14 protein-coding genes and 1 pseudogene are annotated in these 15,260 nt (G+C 71.7%); 11 read left to right on the top strand and 4 right to left on the bottom strand.

Annotated features, from left to right (window positions below; genetic code table 11):
- Positions 1-6: 6 nt before the first annotated feature.
- A complete protein-coding gene (locus AC5L38_RS32640; protein ID WP_495246656.1) occupies positions 7-1,041 on the top strand; it encodes an iron-siderophore ABC transporter substrate-binding protein in 1,035 nt (344 codons plus the stop codon).
- Positions 1,042-1,136: 95 nt separating this feature from the next.
- Complete coding sequence (locus AC5L38_RS32635; RefSeq protein WP_495246655.1) at positions 1,137-2,411, top strand: lysine N(6)-hydroxylase/L-ornithine N(5)-oxygenase family protein; 1,275 nt, start codon at positions 1,137-1,139, stop codon at positions 2,409-2,411.
- A gap of 243 nt (positions 2,412-2,654) precedes the next feature.
- Here the strand turns inward: AC5L38_RS32635 and AC5L38_RS32630 are convergent, their stop codons facing one another.
- Complete coding sequence (locus tag AC5L38_RS32630) at positions 2,655-3,536, bottom strand: hypothetical protein (RefSeq protein ID WP_495246654.1); 882 nt, start codon at positions 3,534-3,536, stop codon at positions 2,655-2,657.
- Positions 3,530-4,102, bottom strand: a complete 573-nt coding sequence (locus AC5L38_RS32625; RefSeq protein ID WP_495246653.1) for an RNA polymerase sigma factor — start codon at positions 4,100-4,102, stop codon at positions 3,530-3,532. The genes AC5L38_RS32630 and AC5L38_RS32625 overlap by 7 nt, the downstream gene beginning before the upstream one ends.
- 345 nt (positions 4,103-4,447) lie before the next feature.
- On the opposite strand from AC5L38_RS32625, the gene AC5L38_RS32620 reads away from it, so the two are divergent.
- From AC5L38_RS32620 to efeB, 9 genes are all read left to right on the top strand, one after another.
- Entirely contained in the window at positions 4,448-5,605 is a 1,158-nt protein-coding gene (locus tag AC5L38_RS32620) for an alkaline phosphatase PhoX (protein WP_495246652.1), read from the top strand.
- Positions 5,606-5,713: 108 nt separating this feature from the next.
- Positions 5,714-6,613: a sulfotransferase family protein gene (locus tag AC5L38_RS32615; RefSeq protein ID WP_495246651.1), complete on the top strand. Its 900-nt coding sequence runs from the start codon at positions 5,714-5,716 to the stop codon at positions 6,611-6,613.
- 193 nt (positions 6,614-6,806) lie between these two features.
- Complete coding sequence (locus AC5L38_RS32610; protein ID WP_495246650.1) at positions 6,807-7,961, top strand: inorganic phosphate transporter; 1,155 nt, start codon at positions 6,807-6,809, stop codon at positions 7,959-7,961.
- Positions 7,962-8,022: 61 nt separating this feature from the next.
- Positions 8,023-8,226, top strand: coding sequence for a hypothetical protein (locus tag AC5L38_RS32605; RefSeq protein ID WP_495246649.1), 204 nt, complete (start codon positions 8,023-8,025; stop codon positions 8,224-8,226).
- A gap of 96 nt (positions 8,227-8,322) precedes the next feature.
- Positions 8,323-9,108, top strand: a complete 786-nt coding sequence (locus AC5L38_RS32600) for an SDR family NAD(P)-dependent oxidoreductase (protein ID WP_495246648.1) — start codon at positions 8,323-8,325, stop codon at positions 9,106-9,108.
- Entirely contained in the window at positions 9,098-9,784 is a 687-nt protein-coding gene (locus tag AC5L38_RS32595; protein ID WP_495246647.1) for a TetR/AcrR family transcriptional regulator, read from the top strand. Before AC5L38_RS32600 ends, AC5L38_RS32595 begins: the two co-directional genes overlap by 11 nt.
- Before the next feature lie 514 nt (positions 9,785-10,298).
- Positions 10,299-11,249 (top strand): iron uptake transporter permease EfeU, encoded by a 951-nt coding sequence (efeU, locus tag AC5L38_RS32590; protein WP_495246646.1) that lies wholly within the window; start codon positions 10,299-10,301, stop codon positions 11,247-11,249.
- A 21-nt stretch (positions 11,250-11,270) separates the two neighbouring features.
- Positions 11,271-12,425, top strand: coding sequence for an iron uptake system protein EfeO (gene efeO / locus AC5L38_RS32585; protein WP_495246645.1), 1,155 nt, complete (start codon positions 11,271-11,273; stop codon positions 12,423-12,425).
- A gap of 35 nt (positions 12,426-12,460) precedes the next feature.
- Positions 12,461-13,714, top strand: coding sequence for an iron uptake transporter deferrochelatase/peroxidase subunit (efeB, locus tag AC5L38_RS32580; RefSeq protein WP_495246644.1), 1,254 nt, complete (start codon positions 12,461-12,463; stop codon positions 13,712-13,714).
- A 336-nt stretch (positions 13,715-14,050) separates the two neighbouring features.
- Here efeB and AC5L38_RS32575 read toward each other — a convergent pair.
- A pseudogene (locus AC5L38_RS32575) lies at positions 14,051-14,575 on the bottom strand (HAD family hydrolase); the annotation flags it as partial.
- Positions 14,576-14,707: 132 nt separating this feature from the next.
- Positions 14,708-15,247, bottom strand: a complete 540-nt coding sequence (locus AC5L38_RS32570; protein WP_495246643.1) for a hypothetical protein — start codon at positions 15,245-15,247, stop codon at positions 14,708-14,710.
- Positions 15,248-15,260: the final 13 nt, after the last annotated feature.

Raw genomic sequence — 15,260 nt, 5'->3', positions numbered from 1 at the left:
ATACTCATGCGCGACACGATGCGCCGCCTGGCCGCGACCGGAACGCTGCTGCTGGGCCTCGGTCTGGTGGGCGCGTGCGCCGGTGAGAGCGGCGGAGCCGAACAGCCCGCCGCGAGCGCCCCCGCCTCCCAGGCCGCCGCCGCCGGATTCCCGGTCACCATCACGCACAAGCTCGGCACCGCCACGATCGAATCCGCGCCCCAACGCATCGTCGCCCTCGGCGAGGTCGACCAGGACACCCTGCTCGCCCTGGGCGTGCAACCGGTCGCCATGGCGGAGCTGACCGGCATCCAGGACGACGGGCTCACCCCCTGGACCGCCCCCAAGATCTCCGGCGCCAAGCCGACGCTGCTGAAGGCCGGAGAGGCCGGCTTCTCGCTGGAGCAGATCGCCGCGCTCAAGCCCGACCTCATCCTCGCGGGCGGCGACTACTACATCGACAAGGAGTACGCCAACCTCTCCCAGCTCGCGCCGACCACCGCCTACGAGACCGGCCCCGCCGAGGACTCCTGGCAGGTGGTGGCCCGCCAGGTCGCCAAGGCGGTCGGCAAGGCGGAGGAGGGGGAGAAGCTCGTCACCGACGTCGAGGCGAAGATCGCCTCGGTCAAGACGACCTACCCCGAGCTGGACGGCAAGAAGTTCGCGCTGACGAGCGTCTTCCCCTCGGGGAACATCGGCGTGATGAAGTCCGACAGCGACATCAGCGTCAAGCTCTTCGGCCAGTTCGGGCTCGCGCTGCCCGAGGAGATCAAGGCGCTTCCCGGTGAGGGCTTCGCGGCCGAGCTGAGCATGGAGAAGGTCAAGGTCCTCGACGTCGACCTGCTGCTCAGCCACTACAACGACGACGCCGCCACCCAGAAGAAGATCGAGGCCAACAAGCTGTTCGCCGGTCTCGACGTGGTCAGGCGCGGCTCCTACGTGCCGCTGGACCTCAAGGCGTTCTGGCCGCTGCGCACGCCCACGCCGCTCGCGGTCCCGTACGTGATCGACCAGGTCGTGCCCCAGGTCGCCAAGGCCGCCAAGGCCGTCGGCGGGGCCTGACCCATCCGCTCCACCCTGTTCCATACGGTTCCATGCTGCCCCCCGCCGCCGTCCGGCCGCGGGGGGACCATCCCTTCAGTACGTGAGAGGCGAACATGTCGAGCCCGGTCTATGACGTCGTGGGCATCGGTTTCGGCCCTTCCAACCTCGCGCTCGCGGTGGCCCTGGAGGAGGAGTACGGCTCCAGCGTGAACGCGGTCTTCTTCGAGAGGCAGCCGAGGTTCGGCTGGCACCGCAACATGCTCATCGAGGGCGCCACGATGCAGGTCCACTTCCTCAAGGACCTGGTCACCCTGCGCAACCCCACCAGCTCGTACTCCTTCCTGTCCTACCTGCAGGAGAAGGGGCGACTGGTCGACTTCATCAACCACAAGACCATGTTCCCCACCAGGCTGGAGTTCCACGACTACCTGGAGTGGGTCGCCTCCTCCTTCACCGACCTGGTGCGCTACGACTCCGAGGTCGTCGCGGTGCGCCCGCACGACGACGACACCCTCGAGGTCGTCGTGCAGCACGGCGACGAGCTGCACACCTGCCTGGCCCGCAACCTCGTGATCGCGGTCGGCCTCGACCCCGTGCTCCCCGACGGCGTGCGGCAGGGCGAGCGGATCTGGCACACCGAGGACCTGCTCGCCCGGCTCGAGACCTTCGGCGAGCGCGAGCCCCGGCGGTTCGTCGTGGTCGGCGCCGGGCAGAGCGCGGCCGAGACCGTCGAGCACCTGCACCGCACCTACCCGTCCGCGGAGGTCTGCGCGGTCTTCACCCGGTACGGCTACTCGCCGGCCGACGACAGCCCCTTCGCCAACCGCATCTTCGACCCGGAGGCCGTCGACCACTTCTTCACCGCTCCCGAGGACGTGAAGCGCATGCTGTTCGCCTACTCCCGCAACACCAACTACTCGGTGGTGGACCTCGACCTCATCGACGAGCTCTACCGGCGCTCGTACGCCGAGAAGGTCGCGGGTGTCCAGCGGCTGCGCATGCTGAACGCCTCCCGCCTGCTCGACGTGCACGACGACGGCGACACCGCCCGGGTCAGGATGTGCTTCCTGCCCACGGGCGAGGTGAGCACGATCGAGGCCGACGCGGTCGTCTGCGCGACCGGCTACCGCGAGCGCAACCCCCTCGACCTGCTCGGCGAGGCGCGCAAGCACTGCCGCACGGGCGAGGCGGGCGAGCTGCTGGTGGAACGCGACTACCGGGTCTCCGTCGACCCCGGGCAGAGCTGGGGCGTCTACCTCCAGGGCGCCACCGAGGACAGCCACGGGATCGCCTCGTCGCTGCTGTCCATGACGGCCGTCCGCACCGGCGAGATCGTACGCTCCATCGCCCGGCGCTCGGCGTCGATCCCGCAGGTCGCGGAGATGTGACCGGCGGGCCGTTCGGGACCCCCGTTCCCGAGCCTCAAGGGGCGCCGCCCGCCCAGATCGAGAGGCCCGGACCCGAGTGAGACCGTGAGGAGGGTGCGGGCGTCGCCACCGCCCGCACCCCCGGTGGCGGGAGGGCCTGTCACGGAGGGGGCCGGGAGGTGGAACGCGGGACGGTCCCGCGTGCGCGGCGAGGACCGCTCCCCGCTCCCCGCTCCCCGCCGGGTCCGCCGGTGACCCGGTGGCTCAGGAGCCGCCGGGGCAGGACGCGTCTAGAGGCGCGGCCCGGGAGTACGGCGCGGGGTCGGCCAGGACGGTCGCCCTGCCCGCCGCGCTCATGACGCCGTCGTGGACGTACCAGTCGCCGTGGGCCGAGGGCTCGACGCTCCGGCGGCCGGGGGAGGTGAACTCCGGCTCCACGCCGCGTTCCCGCAGCATCGGCAGGACCTCGGCGACGGTTTTGTTGACGTACTCCACGCAGTGGAGCGGCTCGCCGGGCATGCCGAGGCCCGGCGGGATCATGTACCTCTCCCCGGGACGGGCCTCCCTGCCGAGCGCGATCTCGGCCTTCTGCCGGTAGCCGACCGGCACCTTCAGGCTGGCCGGGCATCCGACGGGCTTCGCGTACGGGCAGGGCCCCGGAGCGTCGACGGTGGTGATGTCGCCCTCGGCGGGTGCCGGTTTCCCCTCCCTCAGGAGGTCGACACCGTTGATCACGAACACGACCCGCGCCCTGCTCGCGGACGTCGGCAGGAGCCTGAGCGTGATGTCCAGGCCCCGTGCCCTGAGCTCGGACCGGTAGGTGTCCGGATCGGCGAACAGGTCCTTCACCGTGATGACGTAGTGGTCGTCCTCCCGCTTGATGTCCAGGGCCGCGGAGGCCGGGGCCGGTCCGACGCCGAGGGAGGGGGGGAGGAGCCACCCGGCGACCACGGCCGAGGCGGCCAGCGCGGCGACGACCGGCACGGCGAACCGCCGTCGGCGGCGGGGCGGAGGCGCGGGGACGGCGGCCGGGGCCGAGGTGATCTCCTGGAACAGCTCCATGGCGAGCGGGGTCATGCCGGGGCCGGGGTCGGGCGCGATGTCCGCCACCAGGCGGTCGATGGTGCGGTGCACGTCGTTCAGCACGTCTTCTCCTCCGTCAGTCTCGTCAGTGCGATGGCGCGCGAGCCGTATCGGGTCAGGTCGACTCCGGCGGTGTCCAGCTCGCCGGCAAGGCGCTTGCGCGCGCGGTGCAGCCGCAGGCGGGCCGCGCCGCGCGAGCAGCCCAGCACCGTCGCGATCTCCGCGGAGCCCAGCCCCTCCCAGACGGCCAGGGAGAGCACCTCCCTGTCGTCGGGATTCAGCCGCCCGAACGCCTCGCGGACGTCGTCGAGCCCCTCCTGGCCGGCCGGTCCGGCCGTCTCCGCCCACAGCGCGAGCTGCACGCCGAGCCGTCCGACCAGCTCGCCGCGGCGGGACTCGGCCCGGCGGCCGTTGGCCAGGACGCGGCGGGCCACGCCGTACAGCCACAGGCGGGCCGTACGGCCGTCCGGGATGTCCTCCAGCCGGCGCCAGGCGACGGTGAAGGTCTCGGCGAGGGCGTCGGCGGCGTCCTCGGAGGAGCGGGTACGTCGCCGGAGGTAGGCGAGGATGTCGGGATAGTGCGCCCGGTAGATCTTCTCGAAGCGCTGTCTGGAGTCAGGGGGGCCCACGCTGCTCCCTCTCGTCGGGGACTCTTCCACTCCGCACGTGTCCGGACGCCGGCGGATTGTTTCACCCCGGATCGGAGAACTTCCGGCCGGTCCGAGCCGCAGGTCCGAGCCGCTGTTTCGAGCGCGCCTTCGCCCTCGGGGCCCGGCGGGACCCTTCGCTCTCCCATTTCCACGGGGCGTCACCTGACATAAGACAGAAGGGATGCATCCCCCTGTAGCGCCGCAATCAGCACATACGGGCCATACGCCGTTAACCGTATTCACCGGCGGGTGTTCACCGGCGCTCCTACCGTTGGGACCGCTCAGGAAAGTGGTTCTGCTGATCCTCGTCTTGGAGGTTCGTCGATGGAACGCCGCACATTCCTTCGTGCCTCGGTGCTCGGTACGGGCACCCTGGCCCTCACCGGAAGTCTCTGGCAGGACGCCGCCCTCGCGGCCCCGGCCCAGAACGCCCCGGGCCCCTACGGCTCCCTGCTGGCCGCCGACGCCAACGGCATCCAGCTCCCGGCGGGGTTCACCAGCCGGGTGATCGCCCGATCGGGCCAGACGGTCCCCGGCACCTCCTACACCTGGCACAGCGCCCCCGACGGCGGCGCCTGCTTCGCCGACGGCGGCGGCTGGATCTACGTGTCCAACTCGGAGATCAACCCCGGCGGCGGCGCCTCGGCGATCCGCTTCAACTCCTCCGGCAACGTGGTGTCCGCCTCCTCGATCCTGTCGGGCACCCGGCAGAACTGCGCGGGCGGCGCGACGCCGTGGAACACCTGGCTGTCGTGCGAGGAGGTCGACCGCGGCTTCGTCTACGAGACCCGCCCCTTCGGAGGCGCGGCGACACAGCGCCCGGCCATGGGCCGCTTCAAGCACGAGGCGGCGGCGGCCGACCCGGTCCGCAAGGTCGTCTACCTCACCGAGGACGAGAGCGACGGGCGCTTCTACCGCTTCGTCCCCACCACCTGGGGCGACCTGTCCTCCGGCACGCTGCAGGTGCTGCGCGCGGGCTCCGCCACCAGTGGCTCGTTCACCTGGGCGAACGTGATAGACCCAGACGGCTCCCCGACCGCGACCCGCAACCAGGTCTCCGGGTCGAAGTCCTTCAACGGCGGCGAGGGCTGCTACTACGCCGACAACACCGTGTGGTTCACCACCAAGGGCGACAACCGGGTCTGGCAGGTCAACGTCGCCGCCGGCACCTACGAGCTCGCCTACGACGACAGCCTCGTCAGCCCCGGCACCGCCCCGCTGACCGGCGTGGACAACGTCACCGGCTCGACCTTCGGCGACCTGTACGTCGCCGAGGACGGCGGCAACATGGAGATCTGCCTGATCACCGCCAACGACACGATCTCCCCCTTCCTGCGCGTCGGCGGCCAGGGATCCTCGGAGATCACCGGCCCCGCCTTCAACCCCGCGGGCAACCGCCTGTACTTCTCCTCCCAGCGCGGCACGTCCGGTTCCTCCTCCGGGGGGATCACCTACTGCGTGACCGGCCCGTTCCGTACCTGATCCACACCCGGTCCGCCCCCCGGGCCGCACCCCGGGGGAAGGTCGCGCCGTGCGGCGGCGGTCGCACGGCGCGGCACACCCAACCCACAGGTCACGTTCACTTTCCCGATGCCTTGGCTGCCTACGGTGCTGGTCATGGCGTGGAAGACCAGAGTCAACACGGCTCTCGAAGGGATGACGGGCTACAACATCACCCGTGTGCGGCGCAGGGTCACACCTCCGCCGCCCCCACCCCCGCCTCCGCCGCCCGTGGACGTTCCCCGGCCACCGGCCGACCCGGAGGTCGACCGGCTGCTGCGCGAACCGGTTTTCGTGCTGTCGCCGGTGAGGTCCGGCTCCACCCTGCTGCGCGTCATGCTGAACAGCCACTCCCGGATCCACGCGCCGCACGAGCTGCACGTGCGGCGCCTGGCGGTCACGCTGACCACCGACCCGCTGCGCCAGGCGATGGAGGCGCTCGGCCTCTCCGCCAGCGACATCGAGCACATCCTGTGGGACCGCATGCTCCACCGCGAGCTGGCCGGGAGCGGCAAGCAGATCATCGTCGACAAGACGCCCAGCAACGTCTTCGCCCACCGGCGCCTCGCGACCTGCTGGCCCGACGCGCGCTACGTCTTCCTGATGCGCCACCCCGCCTCGATCGCGCTGTCGTGGCACGAGGCCGCCCCGCTGGAGCGCCCCTGGGCGGAGGCGGTCCGGCACACCCTGCAGTACATGCGCCACCTCACCGAGGCCAGGCGGCTGCTCGACGGGCTCACCCTGACGTACGAGGACCTCGTCGCCGACCCGGAGAAGGAGATGCGGCGGGTCTGCGACCACCTCGGGGTCGGCTACGAGCCCGGCATGATCACCTACGGTGACCACGGGCACGGGGAGTTCGTGAAGGGCATCGGGGACTGGCGCGACAAGATCAGGACCGGCAGGGTCCAGCCGGGCAGGCCGCTGCCCGCCCCGGAGGAGATCCCGGAGGAACTGCGCGAGATCTGCGCCGAGTGGGGATACCTCTGATCGATCGAGCGCCCCCGGTGCGGGGGCGGTCCGAGGTCCGTCCCGGACCGGTCGTCCGCGGCCCCCGGCGCGGCGAGAAGCGGCCCCCACGATTTCCGTCGTCCGGGTGACACGCGGTCGACAGGAAGATGAATTCTCCGTATGGAATTCTCTGATCTGCATATATGTCGTCTGAGGTGTCATATCTGCGGGCATGGATGCGAACTTCGTGTTGCTCGCCATCGTGATCGTCACCGCGTTGTCCTTCGACTTCACCAACGGCTTTCACGACACCGCCAACGCCATGGCGACCTCGATCGCCACCGGCGCGCTGCGTCCCAAGGTCGCGGTCGGGTTGTCGGCGATCCTCAACTTCGCGGGGGCGTTCCTGTCGCTGAAGGTCGCGGCCACCATCGCGACCGGCATCGTCGACTCCGGCGCCATCACCCTGACGGTCGTCTTCGCCGGGCTGATCGGAGGCCTGGCCTGGAACCTGCTGACCTGGTACTTCGGCATCCCCTCCAGTTCCTCGCACGCGTTGATCGGCGGCGTGGTCGGGGCCACGCTGATCGCGGCGGGCGCCTCGGCCGTCAAGGGCGCGGAGATCGTGTCCAAGGTGCTCATCCCGGCGGTCCTGGCGCCGCTGGCGGCGATCCTAGTGGCCACCGTCGGCACCTACCTGGTCTACGTCATCACCCGCAACGTCCCCGACGGCACCAGGAAACGCGGGTTCAAATACGGCCAGATCGGCTCGGCCTCGCTGGTCTCGCTGGCCCACGGCACCAACGACGCGCAGAAGACGATGGGCATCATCACCCTGGCGATGATCGCCGCCGGTGCCATCGGCAAGGACGCGGGTACCCCGACCTGGGTGATCGTGGCCAGCGCCTCCGCGATCGCGCTGGGCACCTACCTGGGCGGCTGGCGGGTGATCCGTACCCTCGGCAAGGGGCTGACCGAGATCGAGACCCCGCAGGGTTTCGCGGCCGAGGGGTCCTCGGCGGCCGTGATCTTCGCCTCCTCGCACTTCGGCTTCCCGCTGTCGACCACGCACGTCTGCGCGGGCTCGGTGATCGGCTCGGGCATCGGCAAGCACCTGGCCGAGGTCCGCTGGAGCATCGCGGCCAGGATGGGGGCCGCGTGGCTGATCACCCTCCCGGCCGCCGCCGTGGTCGGCGCGCTGGCCTGGGCGGGCGCCAACGTGATCGGCGGCGCGCTGGGGGTCGGCGTCGTCTTCGGCGTCGCCCTGGCGCTGTCGGGGGCGCTCTACCTGGCCTCGCGGCGCCGCCCGGTCAACGCCGGCAACGTCAACGACGAATGGACCGGCCGGCTCGCCCCGGCCGCGAGGACGAGGGAGCACGCCGCGTGAACGAGTACGCCGATCGGACCGGCCGGCTCGCCCCGGCCATGAGGACGAGGGAGGACGCCGCGTGAACGAGTACATCGATCTGGACGCGCTGTGGAGGGTCCTGCTCGCCTCGCTGCTGGCGGGCGCCGGGCTGGTCGCGGTCTTCTCCCTGGCCCTGGTCGGCCTGTCCAGCGGGCGGGCGGCCGGTCGCGTGGGAGCCGGGCTCTGCTTCCTGGTCGTGGCCGCCGGCATCGTCGTCGGTCTCCACACCATGCTCGCCGCCTGACCGTCCGGCATCGTCGTCGGTCTCCACACCATGCTGCCGGGCGACCGCATGCCCGGCATTCTAGAGAGTCTCTCTAGAATCGGTTACGCTTCCAGGGTGAGAGTCACCGTCGTCATCACCGGAGGCAGCCGCGGGATCGGCCTGGCCACGGCCGAGGAGTTCGCCCGCCGCGGCCACCGGGTGGTCCTCCTGGCGAGGAGTCCCGCCGCGGCGCACGAGGCCGCCCGGCTCGGCGCCGAGCCGGTCACCGGTGACCTCTCGACCCTGAAGGGGATCCGGGCCGCCGCCGAGGCGCTGGCCGGAACCTGCCCGCGGCTCGACGTGCTGGTCCACAACGCCGGGATCTGGCCGTCGGCGCGACGGCTCACCGAGGACGGGTTCGAGGAGTCCTTCGCCGTCAACCACCTGGCGCCCTTCCTGCTCAACCACCTGCTGGAGGACCGCCTGGACCGGGTCGTCCAGGTCACCGCGGGTCTGTACGTCAAGGGCAGGGCCGACCCCGCGCGCACCCCGGCCGGCGCCGACTTCTCTCCCGTACGCACCTACGCCGACACCAAGCTCTGCAACCTGGCGCTGATGCCGTTGTGGGCCGAACGCTGGAGGCGACGGGAGATCACGATCGACGCCGTGCACCCCGGGGTGATCAGGACCGGGCTCGGCGACCGGGGCGGCCCGGTGGGACTGCTGCTGAAGGCCGCGAAGCTGCTGTGGAAGGCGCCGGCGGAGGGCGCGGCCCCCGTCGTACGGCTGGCGCTCGACCGCACCGGCACCGGGCGTTACTTCGACGTCGACCGCGAGAGGCCCCTCGCCCCGGTGGCCGCCGACCCGGCTACGGCGGGGAGGCTGTGGGCGCAGGCCGCGGAGCTGACCGGTGTCGCCTAGGCACCGGCGCGGCGAGGAGACCAGGGAGCGGCTGCTGGCCGCGGCGCTGGACCTCTACGAGAGGGAGGGCGCCGACGGCTTCACCATGACGGCGGTGACCGGTACGAGCGGCGTCAGCGTCGGCAGCCTCTACCACCATTTCGGCAGCTTCGACGGGCTGGCGGCGGCACTCTACGCCCGCTGCCTGTCCGGCCTGCTCGACGCCGTGATCGCCGCCCTCGCCGCGGTGCCGCCGGGGGAGGGCGCGGAGGCCGCACGGGGCGTGGGAGCCGGTAAGGGGGTGGGGGCCGGTGAGAGCGCGGAGACGCGGGCCGCCGCCGGTATCGAGGCCGTGGTCACCGGATACCTGGGCTACACCCGCGAGCACAGGGCCGCCGCGCACTTCGTCCACGCCTCCGCCTACGCCGCCTTCCTCCCCGCGCACGCCGCCCTGGTCGCGAAGGAGAAGGAGCCCAGGCTGGCCGGGATCCTGGGCTGGCTGCGACCGTACGCCGAGGCGGGGCTGGTCGTGGAGCTGCCGGACGCGCTGACGGAGATGCTGGTCGTCGGCCCGGTGGCGGAGACGGCCCGCCGGTGGCTGGCCGGTGCCCCCGGCATCGACCTGGACGAGGCGTGCCGGCTGCTTCCCGAGCGGATCTGGCGATCCCTGCGGGCCGACGTCCTCCCGACGCCGTGACGCCGTGACGCCGTGACGCCGTGACGCCGTGACGCCGTGACGCCGTGACGCCGTGACGCCGTGACGCCGTGACGCCGTGACGCCGTGACGCCGTGACGCCGTGACGGGGGCGGTGAGACCCGTGTCGCCAGGCACACGCGATCGAACCCGGCCGGTCCCGACGCTCCCATGACATGAGCTCGCCCCCGGAACCTCCGAGTGCGCCGCACCCGGGCCGGCGGCCGTCCGGTGGCCGGCAGGGCTCGGTTCACGGCGCCGGGAGGCCGTCGAGGTCCAGACGCCGGATCAGCCGGCTGGCTCCGCGATGAACCTGGACAATCACCTGTCGTGACGGGGATTTCCGGCTTCATCCGACCTTTCCTGTCGGACTCGGAGCCGTTCGTGAGGTGAGCCGGCCACCCCGTCGTGATCATCGTTCCTGTTCAGAGTGTTACCCCTGTGAAAGTCCGCCACTTCGTGGAGAGTAGGGTTGCTCTGCCCATTTTAGGTAAGGCTTGCCATATATGGAGTGACGGTGTTCGCCAGCTACCTCATCGGATTGCGCGAGGGCCTGGAGGCCACGCTCGTCGTCTCCGTGCTCGTCGCGCTCCTCGTCAAGAGTGACCGGCGCGACCGGCTGCCCCTCGTGTGGGCCGGGGTCGGCGCCGCGCTCGTCCTGTCGGTCGCGTTCGGCGCGCTGCTCACCTTCACCGTCGCCCGCCTGGAGTACCGGCAGCAGGAGCTGTTCGAGGCGATCACCTCGCTGCTCGCCACCGCGTTCGTCACCTGGATGATCTTCTGGATGCGTCGCGCCTCCCGTACCCTCTCCGGCGAGCTGCGCGCCAGGTTGAGCCAGGCCCTGGAGGTCGGCGCGACCGCGGTGGTCGTGATGTCCTTCCTCGCCGTGGCGCGCGAGGGGCTGGAGACCGCGCTGCTGTTCTTCGCCTCCGTGCAGGGAGCCACCACCACCGCCGTCCCGCTGATCGGGATCAGCCTGGGCCTGCTCACCGCGGTCGCGCTGGGCTGGGCCATCTACCGCAGCGCGATGCGGATCAACCTGACCAGGTTCTTCACCTGGACGGGCCTGCTGCTGATCCTGGTCGCCGCGGGCATCTTCAAGTACGGCGTGCACGACCTGCAGGAGGCCGGTGTCCTGCCCGGCCTGTCCGCCTACGCCTTCGACATCAGCGGCGTGATGCCCGCCGACTCCTGGTACGGAGCCCTGCTGGCCGGGCTGTTCAACATCACCCCGCAGCCGACCGTGCTGGAGACGGTGGCGTGGGTCGCCTACGCGGTGCCGACGCTCGTCCTCTTCCTGAGGCCGCGCCGCAGCCGCCCGACCGCCTCGCCCGCCGATTCCCCGGCCTCCCCGGCCTCCCCGGCCTCCTCGGGGTCCCCGGCGGCCTCGACGTCCCCGGCCTCTCCGGCGGCCCCGGCGTCCCGGAATCCCCAGACCTCCTCGACCGACCCGCGGCCCGCGGGCTGAAACCGCTTGAACAGGACGACCATGCGTACTTCCCTTGCCATCGCCGCGAGCGCTCTCGCTCTCGCCGGCCTCACCGCCTGCTCCGCCGAGCCCACCGCCTCCACCGCCGGCGCGGGCGCCGGAGCGCCCGCCGCCCACGCCCACGGCGGCCCCGTCGCGGTGGCCGCCACCGACACCGAGTGCAAGGTCGCCGTCACCGAGGTGCCCGCGGGCACCTCGACGTTCTCGATCACCAACGGCGGCACCAAGGTGACCGAGTTCTACGTCTACGCGGCCGGTGACCGGGTCATGGGCGAGGTGGAGAACATCGTTCCCGGCCTGACCCGCGAGGTGATCGTGGAGCTTCCGGCAGGCAGCTACCAGACCGCCTGCAAGCCCGGCATGATCGGCAAGGGCGTCCGCGGCCCGCTCAAGGTCACCGGAGAGCACAAGCCGCTCAGCGACGACGCCCAGCTCTCCGCGGCGACCGCCGGCTACAAGCGCTACATCAAGTCGCAGAGCGACACGCTGCTGACCAAGACGCAGGAGTTCGTCGACGCGGTCAAGGCCGAGGACATCGGTAAGGCCAAGGAGCTCTTCCCCGTCTCCCGCACCTACTGGGAGCGGATCGAGCCGGTCGCGGAGATCTTCGGCGACCTCGACCCGGCCATCGACGCCCGCGAGAACGACGTGGCCGAGGGCGAGGAGTGGACCGGCTTCCACAAGATCGAGAAGGACCTCTGGGTCGCCAAGGACGTGAGCGAGGACGGGCCGGTCGCCGACAAGCTGATGGCCGACATCAAGACCGTCGTGGAGCAGTCCAACGCGGCCGAGCTGTCGCCCGTGCTGCTCGCCAACGGCGCCAAGGGCCTGCTCGACGAGGTCGCCTCCGGCAAGATCACCGGCGAGGAGGACCGCTACTCGCACACCGACCTGTGGGACTTCGACGCCAACCTGCAGGGTTCCAAGGCCGCGGTGCAGGCGCTCCGCCCCGTCCTCGAGGAGCGCGCCCCCGAGCTGGTGGGGACGCTGGACGAGAAGTTCGCCGGAGCCGAGGCCGCGCTCGGCGCCCATCGGAAGGGCGACGGCTGGAAGCTGCACACCGAGCTGTCCAAGGACGACCTCAGGAAGCTGTCGGACGCGATCAACGCGCTCGCCGAGCCGATCAGCAAGATCGCCGCAGTGGTGGCCAAGTAGCGGACGGCCCGCCGTAGCCGTAGGGGAGGGGTTCGATGAGCGAGCGGATCAGTCGCAGGAAGCTGTTCGGGATGGGCGCCGCGGGCGTGGCGGTCGCCGGCGCGGGCGCCGTCGCGCTGCGCGGGTCGGGCGGCGAGCCCGCCCCCGCCCGGGTCGCCTCCGCCTCCGACCCCGTCCCCTTCTACGGCGAGCACCAGGCGGGCATCGTCACCCCGGCGCAGGACCGGCTGCACTTCGTCTCCTTCGACGTGACGACCGGGAAGAAGGCGGAGCTGGCCGAGCTGCTGCAGGAGTGGACCGCCGCCGCGGCCAGGATGACGCAGGGCCAGGAGGCGGGCGCGTTCGGCGCGGTCGGCGGCCAGCCCGAGGCGCCGCCCGACGACACCGGCGAGGCCCTCGGCCTGCCCGCCTCCGGGCTCACGCTCACCGTCGGCTTCGGCGGGTCGCTGTTCGACGACCGGTTCGGGCTGGCCTCCCGCAGGCCGGCCGCGCTGGCCGACCTGCCGCACCTGCCCGGTGACGCGCTGCTGCCGGAGATCTCCGGCGGCGACCTGTGCGTGCAGGCGTGCGCGCACGACCCGCAGGTGGCGGTGCACGCCATCCGCAACCTGGCGCGCATCGGCTTCGGCCGGGTCTCGGTGCGCTGGTCCCAGCTCGGCTTCGGCCGTACGTCGTCGACCTCGCGCGCCCAGGCGACGCCGCGCAACCTGATGGGCTTCAAGGACGGCACCTCCAACCTCAAGCTGGAGGACGTGGCGCTGCTGGGGGAGCAGCTCTGGGTGGGACCCGGCGACGGCGCCGACTGGATGACCGGGGGCAGCTACCTGGTGACCCGCAAGATCCGGATGCTGGTCGAGACGTGGGACCGGGCGCCGCTGGCCGAGCAGGAGCAGATCTTCGGCCGGGACAAGGGGGAGGGGGCCCCGCTGGGCGGGAAGGCCGAGTTCGACGCGATCGACTTCGACGCCAAGGGCCCCGACGGGGAAGCCCTGATCAAGGACGACGCGCACGTACGGCTGGCGCACCCCTCCCACAACGGCGGCGCGCGCCTGCTGCGCCGCGGCTACAACTACGTGGACGGCTCCGACGGGCTGGGCCGCCTGGACGCCGGGCTGTTCTTCATCGCCTACCAGCGCGACCCCCACCGGCAGTTCGTCACCGTGCAGAGGTCCCTGGCGGGCAGGGACTCCCTCAACGAGTACATCAAGCACGTCTCCAGCGGCCTGTTCGCCTGCCCGCCGGGCGTGCGCGACGCGGGCGACTACTGGGGCCGAGCCCTGTTCTCCTGAGCCCTCCCGGCTCCCACGTCGCCGGGGCGGGAACGCCGGCGAAGCCGCCGTTGAGAAGCCACGCCGGTCACGTCCGCGGGGGACCGTCCCCAGCTCCGGAAGTGGCGGACCCCGGTTCCCGCCGTCATCCTCGTCGGACGGTTCGAGGCCGTCGCGGTGACGGTCGCCGGAGGGGCCGCCTCGGGGCTGGGCGACGTCGAGAGCCATGATCCGGTCGACGACGTCGTCGAGGTCGGCGCCGACGATGTCCGGTCGCGGGCCGATCGGGCTCAGGACCATCCCGGGACGCGCGACGAACGCGGCCTTGCAGCCCGTCGCGAGCGCACCGGCGATGTCCCACCAGTGCACGGCCACCAGCCGCACCTCCGCGATGCCGACGTCGAAGGCCTTCGCCACGGCGAGGTAGGGCTCCTCGGCGGGTTTGAGCCGCCTGACGGAGCCGGCCGAGACGACGCCGTGGAAGTGATCTCGGATGCCGCTGTTGACGAGCTGCGCCTCGGCGACCGTCGCGGGGGAGTTCGTCAGGGCCACCACGGTGAGCGAGGTCGAGCGCAGCCGCCGCAGGGCCCCCGCCACCTCCGGATGGGCGGGCAGCGAGCTCATCCGGTCCACGATCCCGGTCGCGTCGCCGGGGGCGAGGCTACGGCCGTGCCGCTCGGCCAGCATGGACAGGGCGGCGTGCTGCGCCATGCTGAAATCCACGTATTCGCCGGTCACACCGCCGACGAAGGCGATCTGAAGCGCCTGCGCGAACCACTGCGCGCGCAGCTCGGCCGAGCCCAGCGCCTCCTCGAACACGACATCGAGCGCTCGCAGGTCCAGCAGCGTCTCGTTGACGTCGAACGCGACGACTTCGACCATGGGAAACCTCCCGATCAGTACGAGATCTTCATGGGATCCCACCGATGGTGGGGAGTCCGCCCACGCGGTGGACCGCACGGACGGCGCCACCCGGCGGGGGTGGCCGACCGGCGGTCCGGCGGCGGAGCGTGCTCACCGGGCCGCCCGCCCGGCGGCCCGGTGCCGCAGCGCGTACAGCAGGCCCGAGGCGGCGAAGAACAGGAGGGTCAGCAGCAGCCATCGCCCCAGATAGGGGGTGGTGCTCAACCCCGTCGCCTCCCGGTACTCGCGTTCCGAGGCGCGCAGGATGAGAGGAGACCAGACGAGCAGCAGCAGGCCCGACAGCCCGGCCGGCACACGCACGTAGTTGACCGGGGTCCACCGGCCGGTGGACGGTGGCCGTGATGGGCGTGCCGGAGGCCGCGACCGTGACTGGACGGCGGTGTCGGCCAAGGAGTAGAGCGGGAACAGCACCAGGTCATGGATGATCACGGCGCCGACGAACCACAGCAGGAACCCCACCCAGATCCCGGCGGCGATCACCCGGGTGGCGGCGTAGCCGGCCACCGCCAGGCAGACGGCCAGTGCGAGCAGGTGCCCCGGTCCGGCGCCGTACGTGGCCGTCCACGTCTTCCGGGTCGTCCGCGTCTTCCAGGTCGTCCACCGGCCCGGCGCACTCTCGCGGCGGGTCACGAGAACGCCCCGG

The sequence above is a fragment of the Streptosporangium nanhuense genome (assembly GCF_059358815.1).
This window is presented reverse-complemented; position numbering and strand designations above follow the sequence as displayed.

Coding starts and splice junctions, on each gene's coding strand:
- AC5L38_RS32615 (WP_495246651.1), top strand. CDS start 5,714: ATGCCTTGGCTGCCTACGGTGCTGGTCATGGCGTGGAAGACCAGAGTC.
- efeO (WP_495246645.1), top strand. CDS start 11,271: ATGCGTACTTCCCTTGCCATCGCCGCGAGCGCTCTCGCTCTCGCCGGC.
- AC5L38_RS32610 (WP_495246650.1), top strand. CDS start 6,807: ATGGATGCGAACTTCGTGTTGCTCGCCATCGTGATCGTCACCGCGTTG.
- AC5L38_RS32640 (WP_495246656.1), top strand. CDS start 7: ATGCGCGACACGATGCGCCGCCTGGCCGCGACCGGAACGCTGCTGCTG.
- efeB (WP_495246644.1), top strand. CDS start 12,461: ATGAGCGAGCGGATCAGTCGCAGGAAGCTGTTCGGGATGGGCGCCGCG.
- AC5L38_RS32620 (WP_495246652.1), top strand. CDS start 4,448: ATGGAACGCCGCACATTCCTTCGTGCCTCGGTGCTCGGTACGGGCACC.
- AC5L38_RS32635 (WP_495246655.1), top strand. CDS start 1,137: ATGTCGAGCCCGGTCTATGACGTCGTGGGCATCGGTTTCGGCCCTTCC.